This is a genomic window from Streptomyces sp. SID14515 (genome assembly GCF_010548505.1).
Taxonomy (GTDB): Bacteria; Actinomycetota; Actinomycetes; order Streptomycetales; family Streptomycetaceae; genus Streptomyces; species Streptomyces caviscabies.
Genome location: NZ_JAAGMH010000144.1, coordinates 243,248 through 263,925, shown reverse-complemented (window position 1 = coordinate 263,925; position 20,678 = coordinate 243,248). Strand labels below are relative to the sequence as shown.

Below are 20,678 nucleotides of genomic sequence, written 5' to 3'. Positions count from 1 at the left end.
CGGTGAGTGCACGAGATGAGACCACCTGGGCGGGCGCGACGGAACTCGCCTCCGACGGGGAGATCGCCAGGGTCGCGGGGACTGATGTTGTCGGCTACCGGCAGAACCAGGGGCGGCTCCTGCACTGCCTCGCCCACAAGCCCGTCCCCGCATCCCGGTATGCCGACTTCCACGAGGTCGGCGCGGATGACCTCGACGACGGCGGGATCTGCGTCTACCGCGACTGCGGCCGAGACCTCCTTGCCGCCTGGCCCACCACCCGAACGCCCGAGGAGCCCACACGGTGACCCAGAACCCCCTGTACCGCTACGTCGACATGGACGGCGACGAACTCACCGTCACCGCAGACCTCACCGACGGACTGCGGGTCGCTACCATCCGAATCCGATCTCGCGGCATGATCTCCGCCGTCCAACTGCCCGTCGACGGCGGCGAAGACGATGTCCTGCACCTACTCGCCGCCATCCGCAGCGCCGCAGGGCTGCCTCCCGAGCCCACCACCCCCGCCCCTGCTGCCGGGTGACCTGAACTCATTACGGAGACCAACATGAGCGATCTACTTCGCTGCCCCATTGAGGACTGCCCGACCGAGGTCGACGAATACGACCTATATGGGCACCTGGCAGACGAACACGAAGTCGGTGAGCTCGTACACCGGCTCGTTGAGCTGGCCCCCGATCTGCCGTACCACCGGGCCATCGAGTGCGAGAAGTGCGGCACCTACGGGGCCCGACCCGGCGACCACCCGCTCTGCGCCAACTGCGAGCAGCAAATCCACCCCACCACCTGACCGCCCCTGGGCCGCTGTGTACGGCACGGCAGCCCACACCGGAGGAACCCATGACCGACCGCACCGACCGCAACCTCGACGCCACTATCGCCCACACCACCGCCGACCTCGCCCGCACCGACACCAAAGCGGGTTTACTCCTCACCCTCGACGGGCTCCTCGTCGCCGCCCTCAGCCTGTCCGGCACCGACATGCATGGCCTCTCCCTCACCCTGGCCGTAGTCGGCGCTATCGCCCTGGTCGGGTCGGTGATCCTGGCGCTCCTCGTCATCCGCCCCCGACTCAACGGCGGGCAGATCAACGACCGCACGTCCTACGGGTACTTCGCCGAAGCCGACCCCGCCGCCATCGCAGAAGCATTGGCCGCAGACCGGCGCCCCGCCCACCTTGCCGCCCTGTCCACGATCGCCCTCCAGAAGATGCGGCGGCTCCGACTCGCCGGCGACATCACCCTCGTCGCGGTCGTCGCGATCGCCGCCGCCATCCTCACCCGATAACCCAGCCGGCCGCCACGCCAGGCGCGGCGGCCCACAACCCGAGGAGAACCCATGCCCATCGTCGACGACATCGAGTTCTTCGGCCGCGCCGCCGATGCAGGCGACATGCCACGCGACGCAGCCATCCGGGCCCTGGCCGCCGCCAGTCAAGGTGGCCTCACCGAACTTGGCGCCGCGTCATCCATCGACAACTGGCAGACCGCCCGCGCCGACTACCAGGCGATCTACGAGACCGCCGCCGACAACCTCCGCAAGTGGACCCAGGAGCCCCCGCGATGATCCAGCCCGGACAGACCTACCGCAGCGTGAAGCCGAGCGACAAGGGGTGGCGCATCCGCATCGTCGACGTCGGCCCCTTCAGCGCCCGAGCCGTTGAGGCGACCAACGGTCGCCCGCTACTCAACCGGATCATGCTCCACAGCCTCCACGCCAGTCCGACCACGAAGAACGGCACACCCCGCCGCACCGGATACGTCCTGGAGGACACGTGAGCGACACCCGCTACGCCGTCACGATCACCGTGACCGCCGTCAACCTCGCCGAGGCCGACCTCGACACCCTCCGGCAGGAGATCGAGGACGCAGCCGTCGCCTACAAGGGCGACGTCACCGTCGACGGTCGGGACTACATCGCCGACTAGCGCCACCCCCACCCTGGGCCCGTCCTGAACCATCAGGCGGGCCCGAGGCGTTGTGTGCGGTACGTCAGCGGGAACACTCCAGGCAGACCACGGAGGTGACCATGCCAGGCCGACAGCACACCGGATTCAAGAGCCGAGCCCAATGGCGCTACTTCTTCGCCAACCCCAGGCTCCGCCGCTACGCCCGCCAGAAAGCCCACGCCACCAAGGGCGGGAAGATCACCCGTTACCGGCGGCTCCCCGCACGGCGCGGCATCCGTCGCCGCTAGGCCGCCAACGCAGGCCGCGAGCCCCCGCCCACCGGCTCTTCGTCCGGGTCCTCCGACTGGCCCTCGTCGAAGCCCGGCTCGACCTCGCCGTCCGGCTCCTCCTCGTTCGGCTCACCGCCGCCCGTGTTGAACGGATCCCCGGCAGGAACCGCCGCCTTGTCGTCCCGGATGCGTCGCACCTCCGCCAACACCTCCGCCTCATCCCACGACGGCTCCCGCATCTTCACCTTCATGTAGGTGGAGATCGCCCCCGCCGACTCCAACAACGACAACGACCGAGCCGTCGCCTCCGGGTCCGGCTGAACCGCCTGCGGCCACGACGCCGTCAACTCCGCCGCCGGATCCACACCCTTCGCGCGGCAGTGCGTCACGTCCACCCACATCAGGGTCGTCAGGTGCTCCAGCAGCGCCGGCCGCTGGTAGAGGATCTTCAGACCGCGGGTCGTCAACGACTCTTCCTTGCGAGCCGCGACCTCGGTAGCGGTCACCGCCACCGAGCCCTCCTCGCCGTATGACTGGGCGGAGTAGCCGGCCGACGCCAGAATCTGGCGGCGCAACGCCTTCGCAGTCCGTTCATGGTCGTCGACACGGATCGCGAACTGAATCTCGGTGATCGAGTCCTTCATGGACTTCTCGTCACCCAGGAACCCGCTCAGGGAGACGAGCAGCTCCTTGTCCAGATCGAACGACGAACCAGAACCCGGGCCGTCGGTGTCGAGCATCTCCTGCGGGACCACCACCCGTGCCTTGCCCAACCGTAGGTCCCGCATCCATGACGACCAGGCCTCGTCCAGGCCGTCCATCATCGGCTCGATGCCCGCGTAGTCGCTGCGGCCAAGCGGCGCCGTGTCCGGCACCCCGTCCCACACCCGGTTCGGGAGGACGTTCGGCAGGTGCGTGATGAGCAGCCGGTCGATGCCCGTCGCCTGGCGACCCTTGTCGTCAGTTCGGCTCGCCAGGAACTCGGACTCATGGTGGTCCGCGAAGTCCATCAGCATGCCGAGCGTCGCGTGGTCGCCCTTGTACACCCCGTACTCGATCAACCCAGGGGTGTGATACTCCAACAGCCGCCACACCCCACCAGCGTCATCCAGCGGCTCCAGCTCCCGCCACACCGTCGCCGCCGCCAACATCCCCCACCGCCACTCCGGGACCACCGCGTTCGCCTGGATTACGTCCGACCACGGGCGCGGGCGCAGCGACGTGTCCCACACCGCCCGCAGGTACACGTTCGACAGGCCGGCCGTCAGCTCGGCGGCCTCTCGCATCTTCGCATGACCCCGGTCGTCGAGGTACCGGCCGATCTGCGCCTGCGTCGACGCGGCCGTGGCCTTGTCCGTCGAGTCCCCATCGACGGTCACCTGCGGCACCTCAGCCCACAGGAGGTTTGCGGACATCTCCGCAATGTCCCCGCCGATCGGCACATGCAGCTTCGCCGCCTGCTGGCCCGGTGACGGCTCCTGCCCCCAAAACATGCGCAGCTCGTCACCACCCACCGCACGGCGCCTGTCCACATCGAAGAACGCGCGCGCGATGCCGTTCCGCGTGTACGACGCCGGCCCCCCGTACACCTGGGCCAAGTGCCCGGTGTCGCCGGCGTACCAGGCCCGCCACATGTCCATGTCGGCGTGCGGAATCTCCAGCTTCGACGGCGGCCACGGGGTGTTCCCGGACGGAGGCAGCGGCATGACGAGTCCTTTCGGTCAGGCGGCCAGGGCGAGCTGGCGCTGCCACAGGGCACGAGTAGTGAAGATCGCGTAGCGGAGGGCGTCGACACCATGGTCGGCAACCTTGATGGGGCGCTCCTCACCGCGCAGGGCGGCCTTGTCGTCCCAGGAGTAGCCGCCGATCTCGGTGATGAGGTCCTTGCAGGAGGCGTGAACGAGGAGCCGGTTGGAGGCCAGGAGCGAGGAGACGGTGCGGATGCCGTCCATGACGTCGTTCTTCGCCGCGGTCGGTGTCATCCGGTCCCGGCGCAACTGGGCACTGAAGCTGGCCGCGGACGGGTCGACGGTCACGAACTGCGGGCGCACCGGGCCGATCCCCGGCACGTCCGTGAGCCACGCCCGCATCCGCTGCGAGTACTCGGCGTCGGTGAGCTGCTTCTTCGTCTGCCGCGCCTCGTACCGCCACTCCGCCGCGGCGTACAGCCGGCGGTCTCGGCCAAGGCCGAGGAGCACGGCGTGGAACGGATTGGACGTGCCGTAGTCGACACCGAGGCTGATCCACCGGCGGATGCCCTCACGGGGCAGAGCATCGACGATGTGCCGTTCGCGGTCCCACGAGTCGTAGATGGCGCCCTCGGCGGCCACCCACTCGCCGAGGATGAACCGACGGTAGAACAAGCCCTCGTGGGAAGCCTTCATGTCGGCGACGTACTCGGGGTCGAGGAACGGGTTGTCGTCGATCGTGAAGCTGAACCGGCGCACCGGCTTCTTCCCGACGTGGGCGAGCCAGTCCCGCATGAACCAGTGGGCGGGGTTGTCGGGGTTCGTCGTGCAGAACATTTGGGCGCCGTGCACGGACATGCGGCCGTAGAGCTGCTCGAAGAAGATTTGCGGGACGAGGGTGACCTCGTCGACGTAGGCCCCGCACACCGTCATCCCTCGGATCTTCGGTTCGGACTTGGCGTCGTTGGCGCCGATGACGTGCACAACCCGGCCGAGAATCCGGGCTGTTGGCGCACCGGGTGTGTAGTGGATGTGGTGGGCGATCTCCCCGAACAGGGCGGGGTCCTGCAGGGGCAGGAACAGGTTGCGGTGGATGGTCTGCGACGTCTTGCCGATCATGACGAGTTCGCCCGTCGTCGGCGCATTCGCAATGAAGATCAACCACTTCAGTAGGGACGCGATTGTCTTCCCTGACCGAATGGCACCCTCCCAGCACGAGATCTTCGTCGTCGACTCAGCGACCGACCTGATCTGCTTCCGCGACAACGGGAGGGTGTCCAACATCAGCTACGCCCGATCCATGGGCTCAGCCTCAGCGCCCTGCTCGTCCATGTTCTGCGAGTACACAGACAGCAAGTTCCCCAGGTTCCCCAGCATCGACTTCGCCCCGTCCAGGTTCGACGAAGCCTCAGCAGGCGCCAGCTTCAACGACCGGTCCGTCGCCGTACCCGCAGCGGCGACCAGGGCCCGCCGCTCCGCGGCCGGGGCCTCGTCGAAGGTGTGCTCCTCGTAGGTGTTCTTCGCCCCGCCGAACGCGTACACCGTCGTCGGCTTGTAGATCCGGTCCAGGGAGTCCTCGGCGACGTCGGTGAACTTCACAGCGAGAAGGCTGCGCCGCTCGGCAAGGTCGGCGACGCGTGCGGCGGTTGCGGCTTCGATGCGTGACCGGTCGAAGGTGAGGTCCAGGTGCTCGGCGGTGCGTGACACCACCGCGTAGCATTTGCCCATTTCGCGGGAGATTGCGTTACGTCCCAGCCCTTCGGCGTGCAGTTCACGGAACCGTTCCCAAAGGTCCTTGGCCATCACTCCTGTCGGCACTTCGGCCTCCTGCGGGTTACCAGTCATCAGGCTCTCCGATCGGTTCGTGCGGCCCGGCGCAGCAGGGCGGGTAGTGGTGTGCCGTCGACAGGCCAGGTGGGGGAGTAGGGGATGGTCCAGCACCGGCAGTGCGGGTGCAGGGGAGGCCCTTTGGGCGCGGTGGCGAAGACGGTGCGCCGCGGGTCGAGGCTGAGTGCGGCGGGGAACCGGCGGCCGGCCACGACACTGCGCCCGGCGTAGGCGGCGCAGGCCGGGCACGCCCCGGGTTCGGCGACCCACAGGAGCCGGGCGCTGGGCCCAATGCCGCGGGCGACTGCAGCGGCGGCATGTGCGGCGGCGCTGGTGACGGTGCCGCCGGCGTGGCGGGCGATGCGGGTGACAGCGCGGCGGGCCCGGTTGAACACGCCGGTGACGGCTGCGAACCCGAGGGCGGTAACGCTGGCCGCGGTGAGGAGCGCAAGGGCCCGGTTGTGTTCGTCCTTGACTGCTGCGGGTACGGCATCGACGGTGGCCGTGGCCTCTGGCCCAATGACGGGCTGCACCGGTGGGGTGGGCTGGCCGCTCATCGCCGCGGCGAGCGCGGAAGCCTGACGGGCGCTGAGCTGGGCGGAGCTGAACGCAGCGATCCGGATGACGTCCGCGGCCAGCTTGCCCTTGCCGCGGAACGCGTCGGCGAGCAACTGCCTGACGGCCGTGATGTACCGGTCGAGGGCGGTCGGTGACGGCAGGGCCTGCTTGTTGGTGGCGTGGAGCCACTGCCGGGTCGCTGAACGCTGGGCGTCGGCGAGCGCCTGAGCGAGGGGCTGGGCGGCGTCCCGGGCGGCTTGCTGCTCAACGCGTCGCAGTGCGGCGGGGAGTTGCCGTGCTGTGTCGGCTATGCGGTTGCTGCTGACCATCCCACCCACCCCTTTGAGCCTTGGATTCTAAGGACATCTTGCGCTATGACCTTTGATTGTGCAGCATTGTGGTGGGTTCAGGGTTAACATCTGGGCTAACACGCCAGCGGACAAGGTGTCGCAACCGCGTGCAGGCCGCCCAAGGAGGCACCGAGATGACGACCCCCGCCCCCGCAGCACCCGAGGGAACCACGGCAGACCCCGGCACCCAGCCGGACAACCCGCCCACACCCCCGGCCGCACCAACTGCACCGGCCCAGCCAGAGCCGGCCGCACCCACCACAGCTGAACCGGCAGAGCCCGCCACCGAGCCCAAGGGGAAGTCCCCGGAGTTCAAGGGCGAGTTCGACCCGGCGAAGTTCCAGAAGCTCGTCGAGAACCTCCGCGGCGACGTCGCAGCCGAAAAGGCCAAGCGCGAAGCCCTGGAGCAAAGGGCTAAGGACGACCAGGACACCCTCATGAAACGGGTGGCCAAGGCGTTCGGCCTGGAGACCGACGAGGAGAAGCCGGCAACCCCCGAAGAGCTCGCCAAGCAGCTGGACGAGGCGCAGACCCGGACCAAGGCGTCCGACGATCGCGCCCGCCAGCGAGAGGTCGAACTCGCCGTCTACAAGACGGCCGGGAAGCACGGCGGCGACCCCGACGCACTGCTCGACTCACGCAACTTCGCCAAGGCCATCGAGAAGCTCGACCCCAACGCAGACGGGTTCGACGAAGCGGTAGCCAAGGCCGTGAGGACGGCAGTCGACAGCAACTCCAAGCTCGCGGCCAAGGCGCCGAAGCAGGAGCCGGAGCCCACCCCGGCGGGTGGCGCACCGATGGATGGGGCCGGTGGGAGCAAGAAGCAGCTGGGCGAGGCGGATCTAGCTCGCATGACTCCCAAGCAGATCAACCAGGCCATGGCCGAAGGGCGGTTCGACCGCTACCTGGGCAGGGCCGGATAAGGACCCACCATGTCCGTCGCGCTGTTCAAGCCCCAGATCTGGTCCGCCCAGATCCTGGCCGGTCTGGACGAGGCACTCGTCTACGCGCAGCCCCAGATCGTCAACCGCGACTACGAGGGTGAGATCACCTCGCAGGGCCAGTCGGTGCGGATCGTCACCATCGGCGACCCGTCGATCTTCCCCTACAAGTCCGGCGACACGATCAACTACGAAGACATCGACACCGCCGGTCTCGACCTGCCCATCGACCAGGGCGACGCGTTCGCGTTCAAGCTCGACGACGTCGACAAGGCCCAGGTCGCCCTCAACCCGATGGCGAAGACCACCCAGCGCGCAGCCCGGAAGCTCGCCGCCCAGGCTGACCGGTACGTCGCTTCCCTGTACACCGGGGTCGCCCCGTCCAACGTCGTCGGCTCCTCCGGCTCCCCGGTCAACATCGCGACGAACCCCAAGGACGCCTGGGACAAGGTCCTCATCCCGCTCCGCACCAAGCTCAACCGGGCCAACGTCCCCGGCATAGACCGGTACGTCGTCGTGTCCCCGGAGTTCACCGGGGCGCTCCTCCAGGACGACCGGTTCGTTCGCGTCGACGCCTCCGGCAACGAGCAGGGCCTCCGCAACGGCATCGTCGGCCGCGCCGCGGGCTTCGACGTTCTGGAGTCCAACGTCACCCCGAACCCGTCGTCGGACACCCAGGTCATCCAGGCCGGCTACCCCGGCGCCCTGACGTTCGTCGACCAGATCCTGGAGACCGAGGCGCTGCGCCTGGAGTCGACGATCGCCGACGCCGTCCGTGGCCTGCACGTGTACGGCGCGAAGCTGATCCGCCCCGAGGGCATCGCCGTCGCCTACGTCGACCCGTCCGCCTGATCCCTCCCATCACCTCGTCGGCGTTCTCTCTGGAGGAATCATGCCGCGCACTGCTCTCACCCCGACCAACCTCGGCGTCACCGACGTCGCCGACCCGACCGGCACGGCGATCGACTCGACGCTCGTCACGAACGGCGTCGTCATCAACGCTGCAGACCCGTCCCGCATTGTGCTGCGGGTCGCAAACTCCGCAGGTTCCGCCAAGAAGGTCACCGTCCGCGCCGGCGGCAAGGACGGCCCGGCGTGGATGCGCACCCAGGGCGACACCGAGGTGTCCGTCGGCGCGTCCGGCACACGCTGGGTCGGCCCGTTCTCCGAGGCCCGCTACCTGCAGCACGGGGGGAAACTCAACATCGACTTCGAGTCCGGGTTCACCGGCACGATCACCGCGTTCAAGCTTTCCCGGAGCCTGTGATGGCGGCCCGCGAGTATGTCGGCGCGGGTGGCATGCGGGTCCTGCTCGACGAGCCGCTCGACCCGATGATGGCCGCCCAGGTCAACCGGGGCGAGCTGCGCCTGGCGGAGGACGGTGACCCGCTGCTGGACCCGGGCCAGAAGGTGCAGCCGCAGGTCATCCATCACGGCGCGGACGCCCCCGCAGCCACCCGGGTCGGGAAGAACGTGCGTGGGGCCCCGGAGAAGCCGGAACCGGGCGATCACACCGGGGCGTGGGCCACCTACGCGGTGCGCCTCGGGCTGCTCGCCACGAAGGCGTCCACCATGTCCCACCAGCAGCTGATGGAGTGGGTCGACGCCGTTGAGGAGACCGACACCGGTGTAGTCGGTGACGCAGGCGAAGGCGCCCGCGGCCCGGAGCATGCGAGTGTCGACGGCCGGCCCAACGAGGCGCGCGGCGACGTGCACCCGAAGTCGGAGCCTCGGAAGTCCGATGCGCCGACCGAAGACGGTGAAGACGAGCCGACGGCGGACCTGCCGAAGAAGCCTGCGGCCAACGCCAAGGTCGACACGTGGCGCGAGTACGTCATTGCCCTGGGCATGGACCCGGACCAGGCGAAGGACGCCACCAAGCAGGAGTGCCAGGACTACGCCCAGGTCGTCGAGGACGCCGAAGAGGGCCAGGAGTAGCCGGTGCCCTACGCGACCGTCCCCGACCTCGCAGCGTGGCTGGCCCCCGAGCCGGCCCCGCCGAACGCTGTGCGCCTGTTGACGTTGGCGTCGCAGCGGATCGACCGCGCCCTTCTTGGCGCGTGGTACGACCGCGATGACGCCGACGTGGTGGAGGTGTTGCGGCAGGCGACGGTCCAGCAGGTGCATTGGATGCTGGACCGCGGTGACGAGACCGAGGCCCAGGCCGATCTCCAGTCGATGTCGACGGGGCAGCGGTCGTTCACCCGGCGCACGGTGGGCGGGGCAGCGGGCCAGACGGCGCAGCTCGCCCCGTCTGTGGTGGACCTGCTGCGGACGTGCGGGTTGTTCCGGTTCGATCCGCTGGTGGTGGGCTGATGCCGGGCCACATCGGACGCCAAACCGTGGTGCTTGTCGACGCGCCGCTGATCGACGGGGACTACAACACGCAGGTCCGGGACTGGGCGCACGCCACCCGCACCCCGGTGTACGGGTGCACCGTCGACTACGCGTCTTCCTCGGAGTCGAAGGAAGCCAAGGACCAGACGGCCACTGTTGCCCAGCTGTTCATGCCGCGCCGCGCCCCGAAGGTGTCGGAGTGGCAGCGCGTTGAGTGGGACGGGCGCACCTGGGAGGTCGACGGGGTGCCGCGCGACGTTCAGGAGGCCGGTCCGCTGTCGGGGCAGACGGTGCGGCTGCTGGAGGTGGCGGGATGAACTACATCCGCATCGACCTTGACGAGGACGCCATCGCCGGGCTGGTGCTGCACCCCGACGTGCAGGCCGACCTCGACGCACGAATGGGGCGGGTTGAGGCCGTGGCGCAGCTGACGGCTCCGGTCGACACCGGCGAGTACCGCTCGAAGATCCACGTTGTGGAGCGCCCCGACCCGGACGGCACCCGCCACGTCGACGCTGACGCTGACCACTCCATCTACGTGGAACTCGGCACCCGGCAGACCGACCGCCACGGCCGCCGCATCCACCTGCCGAACCACACGCTCGGCAACGCTCTCGACGCCGCAGGAGGCGACCACCATGTCTGACCGCAGCACCGTGAAGATGCGCCTGACGTTCCCCCGGGGCAAGCAGCAGCCCGGCGAGATCGTCGATGTTCCCGCCGACGAGGTCCACCGCTGGAAGGGCTTCGCCGTACCGGCCGAGGACACCCCCAAGGCGACGACCGAGAAGAACCCGACGACCGGCAGTCAGCCGCAGAAGGCCGCAGGCAAGTAGCCATGGCCACCCCGCTGATCCTCCCTGACGGCAAGAAGGTCGCCATCGACCTTCTCGACCTCGACATGCCCGACGCCTACGTGACGTCGAAGCTCCCCGAGGGCAAGGCACTCAACGCCAAGCTTCCGGCGGTCAGGGTCCTGAGGATCGGCGGCACCAGCACCATGCGCGGCTGGTCCGACCCGGCCACTACCGACCGGCCCCGGTTCTCGGTCGACTGCTATGCCGCCGACGAGGGGGCGGCCATGCGCCTCGCCCTCTGGGTCTGCGCCGCATGGGAGCTGTTCCCCGGCCGGTCCACCGAGGACGGCATCGTCAGCGCCATCTCGCAGGAGACCGGCCCGCAAGACCGACCAGAAGAGCCCAACACCGGCATCGCACGCGTCGGAATGATCCTGGGGATGAGCGTCCGCCCACCCCTCCCGAACAGCTAGGAGGCCCGTCGTGGGCGACTCTGCGAACATCATCGTCGGTACGGCGGGCAAGGCCTACGCCGCCCCCGTCGGCTCCACATTCCCCCTCGGCCCCGAACTCACATGGGGCGTCGACTTCGTCGACATGGGGTTCATCACCCCCGACGGTCTCGAAGAGGCCATGGCCGAGGAGCGCACCCAACTCGACGCCTGGGGCGAAGACGCACCCGTCGTCGACCTCGCCAAAAAGCGCACCCAGACGTTCAAGCTCACGTTCCGCGAGACCACCGCCCAGCTCCTGTCCCTCTACTACCAGGTGCAGTTGGCGAACATGACCAGCACCGCAGCAGTGGAGGGCCCGCCGGCGAAGAAGCAGTTCATCTCCTTCGGCTCCGGTAGCACCCAGGACACGGTGGAGATCGCCCTCGGCCTGGACGTCATCTACGGAGGCAAGCGCCACCGCATCATGATCGCCCGCTGCGGCGTATCCGACCGAGGCGCCCGCAAGCACAGCGCGGACGACTCCTCGAACTACGAACTGACCTTCACCGCGCTCAGCGCCCCGGGCGGCGCCCAGTCCGTCCAGCACATGATCACCGAGGTCACCCTGCCCGCCTAACCCCGACTGGTGGCCCGTCGCGCTCCAACCCGGGGCGGGGAGAGCGCGACGGGCCACCTGAAACACCCCGCCCCATCCCCGCCCGAGTAAAGGACCAACCCCATGTCGAAGCCCAACCGCAAGGTCATCCGCCTCCAGCAGATGCGCGCCCAGCGCGCCTCCGCCGAGAAGCTCCAGTTCCTCGATGTCGTCTTCGAGAACGCCGACGGCGTCGAGGAGACCTGCAGCTTCCCTGTGCAGGACAACTGGCCCCTGGAGGTCATTGAGGAAGTCGAGGAGAAGGGTGGCAACGCCAACCTCAACGTCCTTCGCGAGATCGCCCGACCGAAGGAAGCCTTCGACCGGCTTGTCACAGTCGCCCACCTCACCGTCGGCGAGCTGAAGGACATCCTCGACGAGCTGAACGAGGAGGCGGGCACCAACCCGGGGGAAGGCTCTGGCTCCTCCAGCTCCTCCGAGAGCACCCCGGAGCCGTCCGCGCCGACCTCCAGCGGTACTACCCCGGCCGCCGCCTAGAGGAGTTCTGGGCCATGTCCTGGGGTGAGGGGTCCATGAACTGGGCGGAACTCCGCGACCTGGTCGAACACCTCCCGGAGGACTCCGCAACGAAGGCGGCCACCGCCGGGGACGTGGACGGGCGGCGTTGGACACAGGGCACCTACCTGCAAGCCGCCCAGTACAACGCACTCCTTCTCATGATCCGCGTCCTATGGGCCGCCCACCTTAAAGGCGACCCGCCGGACATGCCGCCTGTCGAATCCCCGGCCACGGAAGTCGACGAGAGGCAAGCCGAACTCGAAGCCGCTGGCACGGCGTACAGCGAGGCAGTCCTCAACCAGTTTTCGCCCGGCACCACCCAGACCGATCAAGCGGAGATCGACCACTGGGCCAGCAAGCTCCGCGAACTCGAAGCAGCACCGTAGGAGGGGAGGGCAGCATGGCCGAGCCGACACTCGTCGGATCCACCCGGGTATCACTCATCCCGGACACGTCGTCCTTCGGCGACAAGCTTCGCGTCGAACTGCCCTCCGCAATTCGCCAGCCCGCCAAGCTTGCCGGCCAGGTCGCCGGAGACCAGATCCTCGACGGGATCCGGCGGAAGCTTGCCGCCGCCACACCCACTGTGCGGGTCGGCGTTGACCTCCTTACAACCGTGGCGGAGGCCAAGCTCACTAAGCTGACCAAGACGCGCACGATCAAGGTGACGGCTGAGCTCGACGATAAGGCCGCCACGACGGCGCTGACCCGGCTCACCCGCGACCGCACCGTAAAGGTCCGGGCCGAACTCGACGACACCACGGCCCGCACCGCGCTCGGCAAGCTCACCGACCAGCGCACCGTAAAGATCACCGCCCAGCTTGAAGACCGGGCCGCCAAGACGGCACTCGCCCGCCTCAACGACGAACGAACCGTCCGAATCGTCGCCCAAGTCGACGACACCGCAGCCAAGGCGAAGCTCGCCGGGTTCGGGCAGACCACCGTCGACATCGTCGCCAAGATCCAAGACGCGGCGTACAAGAAGGTCGAGAAGGCCCTCGACAAGCTCACCGCCGACCGCTTCGTACAGATCCGCGCCACCCTCGACACCCGCGTCGCCGCCAACGAGTTGCGGGGCCTCACCCAAAGGCAGCGTGTCCGACTCGGAGTCGACGTCGACACCAGGGTCGCGGCGAACGATCTGGCGAACCTCACCCGCGCCCGCATGGCCCGCGTCACCGCACGCGCGGACACCACCGCCGCGAACACCGCCCTCAACCACGTTTCGCGCGACCGCACCGTCAACATTCGCACCCGCCTGTTCGGGCTCGCCGGAATCACCTCAGCCCTCGGGTCCTTCGGCGGGAGTGGAGGCAGCGCATCCGCCCAGGCGGGCATCCTGTCGGGGCGCATCGCGAAACTCGCCGCCGCCGCGCTCCTCGCCACCCCGCAACTGTCCGCGATGGGCCAGGCCATCGCCCAGATGGGGCCGCTCGCCGCCGTCGCGGCACCCGCCATCCTCACCCTCGCCACCGCCTTCGGGGCCATCAAGCTCGGTACGTCCGGGGTGGGTGACGCGATCAAGGCCGCGCTCAACCCCGCCCCCGCCGAAGCCCAAGCAGCCGTCACCGCAACACGGCAGGTCGAGACGGCGCAGCGCTCCCTCGCCAACGCCCAGCGCGGTGTCGCCGACGCCGAACGCAACCTGTCCCAAGCCCAACGGGCCGCCCGCCAAGCCCAGGCCGACCTGTCCGCAGCACGACGGCAGGCCACCCGCGACCTGGAGGACATGAACCAGCGCCTCCGCCAAGGCGCACTCGACCAGAAGCAGGCCGCCCTCGACATTGAGCAAGCCGAACTCGACCTCGCGAAAACCCGCTCCGACCCCACCGCAACCCAGCTACAGATCCAGCAAGCCGACCTTGCCCTGGAGCGCGCGCGGGCAGCGGCGGAGGAGCAGACGCGGCAGCAGAAGCGCCTCCAGGTCGACACTGCGGCCGCGAACAAGGCCGGGGTCGCCGGGTCCGACGCGGTCGTGCAGGCGCAGGAGCGGATCCGGGCGGCGAACCAGCAGGTTGCCGAGCAGGAACGCGGACTTGCTGATGCCCACCGGGCTGTCGCCGACGCTGCCCGCGCGGTGGCTGACGCTCAGCAGACCGCCGCCACGCAGACCACGAAGCTCGACGACGCCATAAGCAAGCTGTCACCGAACGCCCGAGGCTTCGTCAACACCCTCCGCGAGATGGCCCCCGCCTGGCGGGCCATGAAACTCGACGTGCAGGACGCCCTGTTCGCCGGGCTCGGCACCCGGCTCCAAGCCGTCGGCGGGCGCATCCTCCCCACCGTCCGGGCCGGGTTCGTCGGCGCCGCCACCGAGCTGAGCACGATGGCGAAGAACGCCCTCACCGCCGTCGACAACCTCGAAAAGACCGGGCAGCTCAAGGGCACCTTCGACGTCATCCGCAACGGCCTCGGAAACCTCAACAAGATCCCCGGCCAAGTCCTGACCGGCCTGTCCCAGCTCACCATCGCCGCCGGCCCCGCCTGGGACCGCATCACAGGCGGGGCCGGCGAGGCCATGGACCGAGTCATGGCCAAGCTCGCCAAGGGCCTGGAGAACGGCAAGCTTGAAGAGGCCATCAACACTGCCCTCGACGTCGCTGTCCAGTTCGGCGGGGTGCTGGCGGACCTCGGCGGAATCATCAAGAACGTCTTCGGGGCCGCCGCAGACGGGGGCGGCGACTTCTTCGCCATCGTCGGCGAGGCCCTGAAGGAAATTCGCCGGGTCACCGCCCTGCCCGAGGTCCAGGCCTCTCTGAAAGCGATCTTCTCCGCCGTCCAGGCTGTCGCCGGGCTGATCGCCGGGGCACTGGGAACCGCGATCCAGGCAGTGCTGCCCATCCTCGCTGCCCTGGCCCCGTCGGTGATTCAGATCTCGAAGCTCCTCGGACCTGCGATCGGCGCACTGCTGGAGTCACTGGGCGGTGCACTCCTCCCGATCGCCGAAGCGCTGGGGCCGGTGTTGGTGGTGGCAACCCAGGCTGTCATCGCGTTGGTCAAGGCCGTGTCGCCGCTGCTTCCGGTCCTCGGGAAACTGATCGCCGACCTGCTGCCGCTCGTGACCCCGATCTTTGACACGCTGATCGTCGTCTTCAATGAGCTGGCCCCGGTCATCGCCCAGATCGCCGGGATGCTCGGCCCGATTCTCTCGCCGATCATCGAGGGCCTGTCTGCGGTCATTGCCGAGCTGGCTGGGCAGTACGCGGTGGCGTTCATGCGGGTCCTGCAACAGCTGCTGCCGATCATTCCGATGCTCGTGCCGCCACTGATGCAGCTCGGCAAGTCGATCGGTGACATCCTCCTCGCCCTGGCGCCGTTGCTCCCTCAGCTGGCGTTGCTGGGGACCGAGTTCCTGATCCAGCTCCTGCCCGCGATCCTGCCGCTTCTGCCGCCGCTGATCCAGTTCTCCATGCTGATGACGCAGCTAGCCACGGCCATCATCCTGCGGATCGTCATCCCCGCAATGCGCGAGTTCATCAAGTCAATGACGAACCTTCGCAAGGACATCCAGCCTGGCGTCGACGCGGTGAAGTGGCTGACGGACAAGATAGCCAAGGCGTTCGAGTGGCTCTACGACTTCCTTCTCGGGCACTCCGTCATCCCCGACATCGTCAACGGTGCCATCCGGTGGTTCAGAGACCTCCGAGACGGCGCGATCCGGATCTTCAACTGGATCCGCGACAAGGTGTCCGGGGCATGGTCCGGCCTGTGGAACGACATCAAGACGACCGCGTCCGGCGCCTGGGGCAGCGTTCGTAAGGGCTTCGACGGCTTCGCCGAGAAACTCTCCGACGCCTTCGAGACCTTGAAGGAAGGCATCGGAAAGATCTGGGCCGGACTCAAGAACCTGGTCAAGGCCCCTATCAAGTTCTGGATTGACGTCGTCTACAACAAGGGCATTGTCGCAGTCTGGAACAAGACCGCGGCGAAGATCCCGGGCGTCGACGACCTCAAGCCCATGGGCATGCCGAAGGGCTTCGCGAGGGGCGGGATCCTCCCGGGCTTCAGCAACTGGCGGCAGGGCGACGACCAGCTTGTCCCCATGCGCCGCGGCGAAGGCGTGTACGTTTCCGAGGCGATGCGCGACCCGTATGAGCGGGCCCGGCTCCACGCCGTCAACCAGGCCGCCATGCGCGGCCAGTCCCTGCGCGCCTTCCGCGGCTTCGCCGAGGGCGGCATCTTCGACGGCATCACCAACGCCGTAGGCAACGTCCTCTCCAAGGGCGCCGACGTAGCCCGCGGCGGGTTGGCCGACCTCGCCGAGTCCGCGTTCTCCCCGGTGAAGAAGGGCATCACGAAGGCCCTCGGGAAGAACAAGGGCACCTGGCCCGGCATGATCGGGCAGGCCCCGATCGGGCTCATCAACAAGGCCATCGACTACATCCGCGGCAAGGACATCGTCGAAGGCACCGGCCAGTGGCTCAAGCCCGTTTCCGCCCCCTACGGCACCCCCTTCGGCAAGCCGGGGCTCATGTGGTCCAGCGGCCGGCACACCGGGCTGGATTTCCCGGCGAAGACCGGCACGCCGATCCGGGCGGTTGACTCCGGGATTGTCCGGCAGGCCATCGACTCGGGGCCCTACGGCAAGCACATCGAAATCAACCACGGCAGCGGCCTGTCGTCCCTGTACGCCCACATGTCCGCCATGCTCGCGCGCGCATCCGACACAGTGAAGCGCGGCCAGCAGATCGGCCGTGTTGGTGCCACCGGCAACACAACCGGCCCGCACCTCCACCTCGAAGCCCGCATCAACGGCAAGACCGTCGACCCCATGCGCTACCTCGAAGGCGGAGGCGACGGCGGATCCGGCGGGGCCGGGGTGGAACGCTTCCGCGGCGTCGTCACCCAGGCGCTGGGGCAGGTCGGGCAGTCCCTGTCGCTGGTGAACACGACGCTTCGCCGGATGGGCCAGGAGTCGGGCGGTAACCCGAAGGCCGTCAACCGCAACGACATCAACTGGATCAACGGAACGCCCAGCGTCGGGTTGTTGCAGGTCATCGAGCCGACGTTCAACGCCTACGCCGGGAAGTACCGCAAGACCGGACCCAAGATGTACGGGGTCAGCATCGACCCGATGGCGAACATCTACGCCTCCATGCGCTACGCCCTCGCCCGCTACGGGTCACTGTCGTCGGCGTACAACCGGCCCGGCGGCTACGCCCTCGGCGGCATCGTCGGCGGCGGGGTGCAGATCAACACCGGGCTCCGGCGCGGCGGGTACGCAACCGGCGGTGTCATCCGGGTCGGCGGGAAGTCCATCGACACCGGGCCCATTGCGGCGAGCGTCGGCGCGAACTTCCTGAAGGCTCTGGCTGGTACGGCGTCCGCGATCGACAAGGCCATGACCACCGTGGCCACCGCAGTGAAGAACGCGTTCAAGGGCGTGAAGACCACCCTTGACGACCGGCTCATCAAGAACCTCAACGCCCAGAACAAGACCCTCCAGAAGCTCGCCGGGCAGCGTGACGCGCTCACCGCGAAGATCGCACAGGCCAACACGTTCGCGAAGGAGACAACCGCCAGCGCAGGGAACTTCGCCTCCCTCACCGGCCTCCCCAACTCAGGCCTCCCCTTCGGTCCGGAAGGCATCCTGTCCGGCCTGAAGGTCCGCCTCGGGCAGCTCCAGGCGTTCTCCGCGAACCTGACCACCCTTGGGAAGCGGGGCCTGTCGAAGGAGTTCCTCGGCCAGCTCATCGCCGCCGGCCCCGACCAGGGCGCACCGTATGCGGCAGCCCTCGTGAAGGCCACGGACGCGCAGTTGAAGTCCATCAACGCGACTCAGGTGCAGATCGGGAAGGCTGCCACCGCCTACGGGCAGTCCGCTGCTGACGTCATGTACGACGCCGGGGCCATGTCCGGGAAGGGGTACTTGGCGGGGCTGAAGGCGCAGGAGAAGGACATCGTCAAGGCGATGGCTGATCTGGCGAAGAAGATCCAGAAGACCATCAAGGTCGAACTGAAGATCAAGTCGCCGTCGCAGGTACTCGCCAGCCTCGGCCGGTTCACCGGCCTCGGGTTCGTCCGCGGCGTCCGCGACACCATCCCGCAAGCCGCAGCAGCCGCCGCCTCCATGGCCCGCGTCGTCCGCTCCACCGCCGCAGCCACCGTGGCTCGTACCGAGGCCAACACGGTCAACAACACCACCGGCGACCGGCACCTGCACTACAACGCGCTCGTCCGCGAAACCGCGTCCCGCCGCAGCATCCTCGACGCACTCGCCCAGGACGACATGCTCCACCGCCCCGCCATGATCGGAGCCAACTGATGCCGATCCTCGTCGCCTCAACAACCCCACCGATCGAGCAGCCGCCACCGTGGGAGTGGCCGCAGCGCATCGTCGAGATGCCGCTCGTCAGCTTCACGGATCCTGGTGGCGTGACGACGCTCCTCACAGACTGGGAGCGCGGCTGGGTTGTACAGCCCGGCATCAAGGGCCTCGACATGCCCTACTACGCCATGGCCACCGACGAATCCCCCGGCATCGACGGCTACGAAGTACGCCAAGTCCGAGCCCAAGGCAAAACCATCTCGATCCCCATCGCGTTCTGGGCCAACGACAGCAGGGCCGCGTACCTGGCTCGCCGGCGCGCGTTCATTCGCTCCCTCAACCCGAAGCGCGGGCAAGGAACCCTGACCCTCACCCAGCCCGACGGCGACGCCCGCAGTATCGGGGTCCGCTACCAGGACGGCATGGAAGGCGACGAATCCCTCGACGCCGCGGGCCGCCGCTGGTGCATCGGGGTCATCACGTTCGCCGCCCCGTCCCCGTACTGGACTGGGGGAGAGGTCACCACAGAGTGGAAGAACAGCACGGGCGGGGACTTCTTCCCGTTCCTGCCGCTCGTCGTGGGCGACTCCCAGGTGCTGGGCGCGGTCACCGTCGACAACGACGGCGACGACGACGCCTTCCCCGTGTGGACGATCAAGGGTCCGGCCACGTCGGTCACCCTCACCAACACCACGACCGGGCAGACCCTCGTGCTCACTCGCACCATCACCGGCGCGGACACGATCGTCATCGACACCCGGGAACGCCGCCAAACCGCTCTCCTGAACGGCGCCACCAACCTGTGGCCGAACCTGTCCAACGCCTCAGCCCTGTGGCCACTAGAGACCGGCGTCAACGAGCTCACCCTCACCGTGGCCGGCTCCACGTCTGACACGTCCGTCCGCATGACATACCAGCCCCGCTACCTGGCCGCCTGAGAGGAGGAGACCTATGCCGAGCACCGCTCTTCGCGTCTACGTCCGCAACGCTGCCCTGGAGCGCATCGGGCAGATCGACGACTACACCAGCCTCACCGTCATCCCCCGCTACAACGCCATCGGCAGCTTCGTCCTGGAGATCTCAGCCGACTCCGGCAAGGCGAACCTGCTGGCCGAGGGCAACGGGCTCATCATCCGCACCGCAGACGGCACGCTGGTCGACTCCGGGCCGATTCGCACCGTCGACTGGTCCCGCTCCAAGGACGACTCCGGCGAGGGAAAGCTGACCGTCGGCGGGGTGTCCGACACGGAGGTGCTGGCCCGTTACACCTGCTGGCCCGCCCCCGGCAGCGCCATCGGCTCGCAGGCCGACGCCGTCTACAAGATCAGTGCTGTGGTTGCCGAGACCGCCATGCGGACCCTCGTCAACGTCAACGCCGGACCCGGCGCCCTGGCCGCCCGGAAGAACCCGCTCCTCACGCTCGCCACCGACGGGAACCGTGGGCCGACGATCACTCGGCAGCTCAACCAGTTCGACAGCCTCCTCACCGTCCTCACCGACATCGCGAACGCCGCCGGGCTCGGCTTCCGCATCGTCCAGGTCGGCTCCGGCCTCCAGTTCCAGGTGTACGAACCCACCGACCGGTCCGGCACCGCCCGGTTCGCGTTCCGGCTGGGGAACCTCACCGACGCCAACTACACCACCACGCCGCCCACGTGCACCCGCGCGGTCGTCGTCGCAGGCGGGCAGTCCTCGCCCCGGCAGTGCAAGACCTACGACCGCACCGACCCTCTGTTTCCCGGGCTGGTCATCGAGCAGTTTGTCGACCTCACCAGCGTCGACACCGCGTCCGTCGACCTCGTGGCGCAGATGGACCAGGCTGCCGAGGAAGCCCTCACGTCGGGTGCCGGGCAGGGGTCGTTGGCGATCAGCCCGATCGATATCCCGCTCCTCCGCTACGGCCGCGACTACCAAGTTGGCGACACCGTGTCCGCGATGGTCCGCGAATCGTGGATGACCGACGTGGTCCGCGAAGTGACCCTCACCTGCACCGCCGGAGAGGGCACCACCGTGAAGGCCGCCGTCGGATCCAGTAGCGGTGACGGCGCGGTCGCCCGCATTTACCAGTTCCTCGCCCAGCTCAAACGAGACCTGGGCAGAGTCAAGACCAGGAAGGCGGCCTGAGC

27 protein-coding genes are annotated in these 20,678 nt (G+C 68.3%); 23 read left to right on the top strand and 4 right to left on the bottom strand.

Annotation, left to right across the window (positions count from 1 at the left end):
- The first annotated feature begins 2 nt into the window (after nucleotides 1–2).
- From G3I54_RS36180 to G3I54_RS39175, 8 genes are all read left to right on the top strand, one after another.
- On the top strand, nucleotides 3–287 hold the full coding sequence (locus G3I54_RS36180; protein ID WP_164621126.1) for a hypothetical protein: 285 nt from the start codon (nucleotides 3–5) through the stop codon (nucleotides 285–287).
- Complete coding sequence (locus tag G3I54_RS36175; protein ID WP_164621124.1) at nucleotides 284–523, top strand: hypothetical protein; 240 nt, start codon at nucleotides 284–286, stop codon at nucleotides 521–523. The genes G3I54_RS36180 and G3I54_RS36175 overlap by 4 nt, the downstream gene beginning before the upstream one ends.
- Before the next feature lie 24 nt (nucleotides 524–547).
- Complete coding sequence (locus G3I54_RS36170; protein ID WP_164621122.1) at nucleotides 548–790, top strand: hypothetical protein; 243 nt, start codon at nucleotides 548–550, stop codon at nucleotides 788–790.
- A gap of 50 nt (nucleotides 791–840) precedes the next feature.
- Nucleotides 841–1,287, top strand: coding sequence for a Pycsar system effector family protein (locus tag G3I54_RS36165; protein ID WP_164621120.1), 447 nt, complete (start codon nucleotides 841–843; stop codon nucleotides 1,285–1,287).
- 51 nt (nucleotides 1,288–1,338) lie between these two features.
- Nucleotides 1,339–1,566: a hypothetical protein gene (locus G3I54_RS36160; protein WP_164621118.1), complete on the top strand. Its 228-nt coding sequence runs from the start codon at nucleotides 1,339–1,341 to the stop codon at nucleotides 1,564–1,566.
- Entirely contained in the window at nucleotides 1,563–1,778 is a 216-nt protein-coding gene (locus G3I54_RS36155) for a hypothetical protein (protein ID WP_164621116.1), read from the top strand. Before G3I54_RS36160 ends, G3I54_RS36155 begins: the two co-directional genes overlap by 4 nt.
- Nucleotides 1,775–1,927 carry a hypothetical protein gene (locus G3I54_RS36150; protein WP_164621114.1) on the top strand — a complete coding sequence of 51 codons (153 nt, stop codon included), beginning with the start codon at nucleotides 1,775–1,777 and terminating at the stop codon, nucleotides 1,925–1,927. The genes G3I54_RS36155 and G3I54_RS36150 overlap by 4 nt, the downstream gene beginning before the upstream one ends.
- Before the next feature lie 101 nt (nucleotides 1,928–2,028).
- Entirely contained in the window at nucleotides 2,029–2,196 is a 168-nt protein-coding gene (locus G3I54_RS39175) for a hypothetical protein (RefSeq protein WP_203687680.1), read from the top strand.
- On the opposite strand, the gene G3I54_RS36145 is transcribed toward G3I54_RS39175, so the two are convergent.
- Genes G3I54_RS36145 through G3I54_RS36130 form a run of 4 tightly spaced genes read right to left on the bottom strand, consistent with a single transcriptional unit; the run spans nucleotide 2,193 to nucleotide 6,580 of the window.
- Nucleotides 2,193–3,884 (bottom strand): hypothetical protein, encoded by a 1,692-nt coding sequence (locus G3I54_RS36145; RefSeq protein WP_164621111.1) that lies wholly within the window; start codon nucleotides 3,882–3,884, stop codon nucleotides 2,193–2,195. The two genes, G3I54_RS39175 and G3I54_RS36145, sit on opposite strands and share 4 nt — an antisense overlap.
- A gap of 15 nt (nucleotides 3,885–3,899) precedes the next feature.
- Nucleotides 3,900–5,150 carry a PBSX family phage terminase large subunit gene (locus G3I54_RS36140; RefSeq protein ID WP_164621109.1) on the bottom strand — a complete coding sequence of 417 codons (1,251 nt, stop codon included), beginning with the start codon at nucleotides 5,148–5,150 and terminating at the stop codon, nucleotides 3,900–3,902.
- Nucleotides 5,151–5,153: 3 nt separating this feature from the next.
- Nucleotides 5,154–5,669: a hypothetical protein gene (locus G3I54_RS36135; RefSeq protein ID WP_239144739.1), complete on the bottom strand. Its 516-nt coding sequence runs from the start codon at nucleotides 5,667–5,669 to the stop codon at nucleotides 5,154–5,156.
- A gap of 41 nt (nucleotides 5,670–5,710) precedes the next feature.
- Nucleotides 5,711–6,580, bottom strand: a complete 870-nt coding sequence (locus tag G3I54_RS36130; RefSeq protein ID WP_203687679.1) for a hypothetical protein — start codon at nucleotides 6,578–6,580, stop codon at nucleotides 5,711–5,713.
- A gap of 155 nt (nucleotides 6,581–6,735) precedes the next feature.
- Between G3I54_RS36130 and G3I54_RS36125 the strand changes: the two genes are divergently transcribed.
- From G3I54_RS36125 to G3I54_RS36055, 15 genes are all read left to right on the top strand, one after another.
- Nucleotides 6,736–7,524 (top strand): hypothetical protein, encoded by a 789-nt coding sequence (locus G3I54_RS36125; RefSeq protein WP_164621102.1) that lies wholly within the window; start codon nucleotides 6,736–6,738, stop codon nucleotides 7,522–7,524.
- A 9-nt stretch (nucleotides 7,525–7,533) separates the two neighbouring features.
- Nucleotides 7,534–8,394: a P22 coat protein - protein 5 domain protein gene (locus tag G3I54_RS36120; RefSeq protein ID WP_164621100.1), complete on the top strand. Its 861-nt coding sequence runs from the start codon at nucleotides 7,534–7,536 to the stop codon at nucleotides 8,392–8,394.
- Between the two features lie 40 nt (nucleotides 8,395–8,434).
- Entirely contained in the window at nucleotides 8,435–8,809 is a 375-nt protein-coding gene (locus G3I54_RS36115; protein ID WP_164621098.1) for a hypothetical protein, read from the top strand.
- The gene (locus tag G3I54_RS36110; protein ID WP_164621096.1) at nucleotides 8,809–9,480 is read left to right on the top strand and encodes a hypothetical protein; all 672 of its coding nucleotides are present in this window, start codon (nucleotides 8,809–8,811) and stop codon (nucleotides 9,478–9,480) included. Before G3I54_RS36115 ends, G3I54_RS36110 begins: the two co-directional genes overlap by 1 nt.
- A gap of 3 nt (nucleotides 9,481–9,483) precedes the next feature.
- Nucleotides 9,484–9,858, top strand: coding sequence for a hypothetical protein (locus G3I54_RS36105; protein ID WP_164621094.1), 375 nt, complete (start codon nucleotides 9,484–9,486; stop codon nucleotides 9,856–9,858).
- A gap of 26 nt (nucleotides 9,859–9,884) precedes the next feature.
- A complete protein-coding gene (locus G3I54_RS36100) occupies nucleotides 9,885–10,196 on the top strand; it encodes a hypothetical protein (RefSeq protein WP_343240508.1) in 312 nt (103 codons plus the stop codon).
- The gene (locus G3I54_RS36095) at nucleotides 10,193–10,525 is read left to right on the top strand and encodes an HK97 gp10 family phage protein (protein ID WP_164621090.1); all 333 of its coding nucleotides are present in this window, start codon (nucleotides 10,193–10,195) and stop codon (nucleotides 10,523–10,525) included. The genes G3I54_RS36100 and G3I54_RS36095 overlap by 4 nt, the downstream gene beginning before the upstream one ends.
- Nucleotides 10,518–10,715 carry a hypothetical protein gene (locus G3I54_RS36090; protein WP_164621088.1) on the top strand — a complete coding sequence of 66 codons (198 nt, stop codon included), beginning with the start codon at nucleotides 10,518–10,520 and terminating at the stop codon, nucleotides 10,713–10,715. Before G3I54_RS36095 ends, G3I54_RS36090 begins: the two co-directional genes overlap by 8 nt.
- A 2-nt stretch (nucleotides 10,716–10,717) precedes the next feature.
- Nucleotides 10,718–11,149, top strand: coding sequence for a hypothetical protein (locus tag G3I54_RS36085; RefSeq protein ID WP_164621086.1), 432 nt, complete (start codon nucleotides 10,718–10,720; stop codon nucleotides 11,147–11,149).
- A gap of 10 nt (nucleotides 11,150–11,159) precedes the next feature.
- A complete protein-coding gene (locus G3I54_RS36080) occupies nucleotides 11,160–11,747 on the top strand; it encodes a phage tail protein (RefSeq protein WP_164621084.1) in 588 nt (195 codons plus the stop codon).
- 102 nt (nucleotides 11,748–11,849) lie between these two features.
- Entirely contained in the window at nucleotides 11,850–12,263 is a 414-nt protein-coding gene (locus tag G3I54_RS36075) for a hypothetical protein (protein WP_164621082.1), read from the top strand.
- Between the two features lie 14 nt (nucleotides 12,264–12,277).
- Nucleotides 12,278–12,670, top strand: a complete 393-nt coding sequence (locus G3I54_RS36070) for a hypothetical protein (RefSeq protein ID WP_164621080.1) — start codon at nucleotides 12,278–12,280, stop codon at nucleotides 12,668–12,670.
- A 14-nt stretch (nucleotides 12,671–12,684) separates the two neighbouring features.
- On the top strand, nucleotides 12,685–18,549 hold the full coding sequence (locus G3I54_RS36065; RefSeq protein WP_164621078.1) for a peptidoglycan DD-metalloendopeptidase family protein: 5,865 nt from the start codon (nucleotides 12,685–12,687) through the stop codon (nucleotides 18,547–18,549).
- Entirely contained in the window at nucleotides 18,549–19,490 is a 942-nt protein-coding gene (locus G3I54_RS36060) for a phage tail domain-containing protein (protein ID WP_239144738.1), read from the top strand. Before G3I54_RS36065 ends, G3I54_RS36060 begins: the two co-directional genes overlap by 1 nt.
- 13 nt (nucleotides 19,491–19,503) lie before the next feature.
- Nucleotides 19,504–20,676 (top strand): siphovirus ReqiPepy6 Gp37-like family protein, encoded by a 1,173-nt coding sequence (locus tag G3I54_RS36055; protein ID WP_164621075.1) that lies wholly within the window; start codon nucleotides 19,504–19,506, stop codon nucleotides 20,674–20,676.
- Nucleotides 20,677–20,678 lie beyond the last annotated feature (2 nt).

What these genes read in the sequence shown, in the direction of transcription:
- G3I54_RS36170 (WP_164621122.1), top strand. Translation starts at nt 548, where the DNA reads ATGAGCGATCTACTTCGCTGCCCCATTGAGGACTGCCCGACCGAGGTC.
- G3I54_RS36165 (WP_164621120.1), top strand. Translation starts at nt 841, where the DNA reads ATGACCGACCGCACCGACCGCAACCTCGACGCCACTATCGCCCACACC.
- G3I54_RS36160 (WP_164621118.1), top strand. Translation starts at nt 1,339, where the DNA reads ATGCCCATCGTCGACGACATCGAGTTCTTCGGCCGCGCCGCCGATGCA.
- G3I54_RS36155 (WP_164621116.1), top strand. Translation starts at nt 1,563, where the DNA reads ATGATCCAGCCCGGACAGACCTACCGCAGCGTGAAGCCGAGCGACAAG.
- G3I54_RS39175 (WP_203687680.1), top strand. Translation starts at nt 2,029, where the DNA reads ATGCCAGGCCGACAGCACACCGGATTCAAGAGCCGAGCCCAATGGCGC.
- G3I54_RS36145 (WP_164621111.1), bottom strand. Translation starts at nt 3,884, where the DNA reads ATGCCGCTGCCTCCGTCCGGGAACACCCCGTGGCCGCCGTCGAAGCTG.
- G3I54_RS36140 (WP_164621109.1), bottom strand. Translation starts at nt 5,150, where the DNA reads ATGTTGGACACCCTCCCGTTGTCGCGGAAGCAGATCAGGTCGGTCGCT.
- G3I54_RS36135 (WP_239144739.1), bottom strand. Translation starts at nt 5,669, where the DNA reads ATGGCCAAGGACCTTTGGGAACGGTTCCGTGAACTGCACGCCGAAGGG.
- G3I54_RS36130 (WP_203687679.1), bottom strand. Translation starts at nt 6,580, where the DNA reads ATGGTCAGCAGCAACCGCATAGCCGACACAGCACGGCAACTCCCCGCC.
- G3I54_RS36125 (WP_164621102.1), top strand. Translation starts at nt 6,736, where the DNA reads ATGACGACCCCCGCCCCCGCAGCACCCGAGGGAACCACGGCAGACCCC.
- G3I54_RS36120 (WP_164621100.1), top strand. Translation starts at nt 7,534, where the DNA reads ATGTCCGTCGCGCTGTTCAAGCCCCAGATCTGGTCCGCCCAGATCCTG.
- G3I54_RS36115 (WP_164621098.1), top strand. Translation starts at nt 8,435, where the DNA reads ATGCCGCGCACTGCTCTCACCCCGACCAACCTCGGCGTCACCGACGTC.
- G3I54_RS36110 (WP_164621096.1), top strand. Translation starts at nt 8,809, where the DNA reads ATGGCGGCCCGCGAGTATGTCGGCGCGGGTGGCATGCGGGTCCTGCTC.
- G3I54_RS36095 (WP_164621090.1), top strand. Translation starts at nt 10,193, where the DNA reads ATGAACTACATCCGCATCGACCTTGACGAGGACGCCATCGCCGGGCTG.
- G3I54_RS36090 (WP_164621088.1), top strand. Translation starts at nt 10,518, where the DNA reads ATGTCTGACCGCAGCACCGTGAAGATGCGCCTGACGTTCCCCCGGGGC.
- G3I54_RS36085 (WP_164621086.1), top strand. Translation starts at nt 10,718, where the DNA reads ATGGCCACCCCGCTGATCCTCCCTGACGGCAAGAAGGTCGCCATCGAC.
- G3I54_RS36075 (WP_164621082.1), top strand. Translation starts at nt 11,850, where the DNA reads ATGTCGAAGCCCAACCGCAAGGTCATCCGCCTCCAGCAGATGCGCGCC.
- G3I54_RS36070 (WP_164621080.1), top strand. Translation starts at nt 12,278, where the DNA reads ATGTCCTGGGGTGAGGGGTCCATGAACTGGGCGGAACTCCGCGACCTG.
- G3I54_RS36065 (WP_164621078.1), top strand. Translation starts at nt 12,685, where the DNA reads ATGGCCGAGCCGACACTCGTCGGATCCACCCGGGTATCACTCATCCCG.
- G3I54_RS36060 (WP_239144738.1), top strand. Translation starts at nt 18,549, where the DNA reads ATGCCGATCCTCGTCGCCTCAACAACCCCACCGATCGAGCAGCCGCCA.
- G3I54_RS36055 (WP_164621075.1), top strand. Translation starts at nt 19,504, where the DNA reads ATGCCGAGCACCGCTCTTCGCGTCTACGTCCGCAACGCTGCCCTGGAG.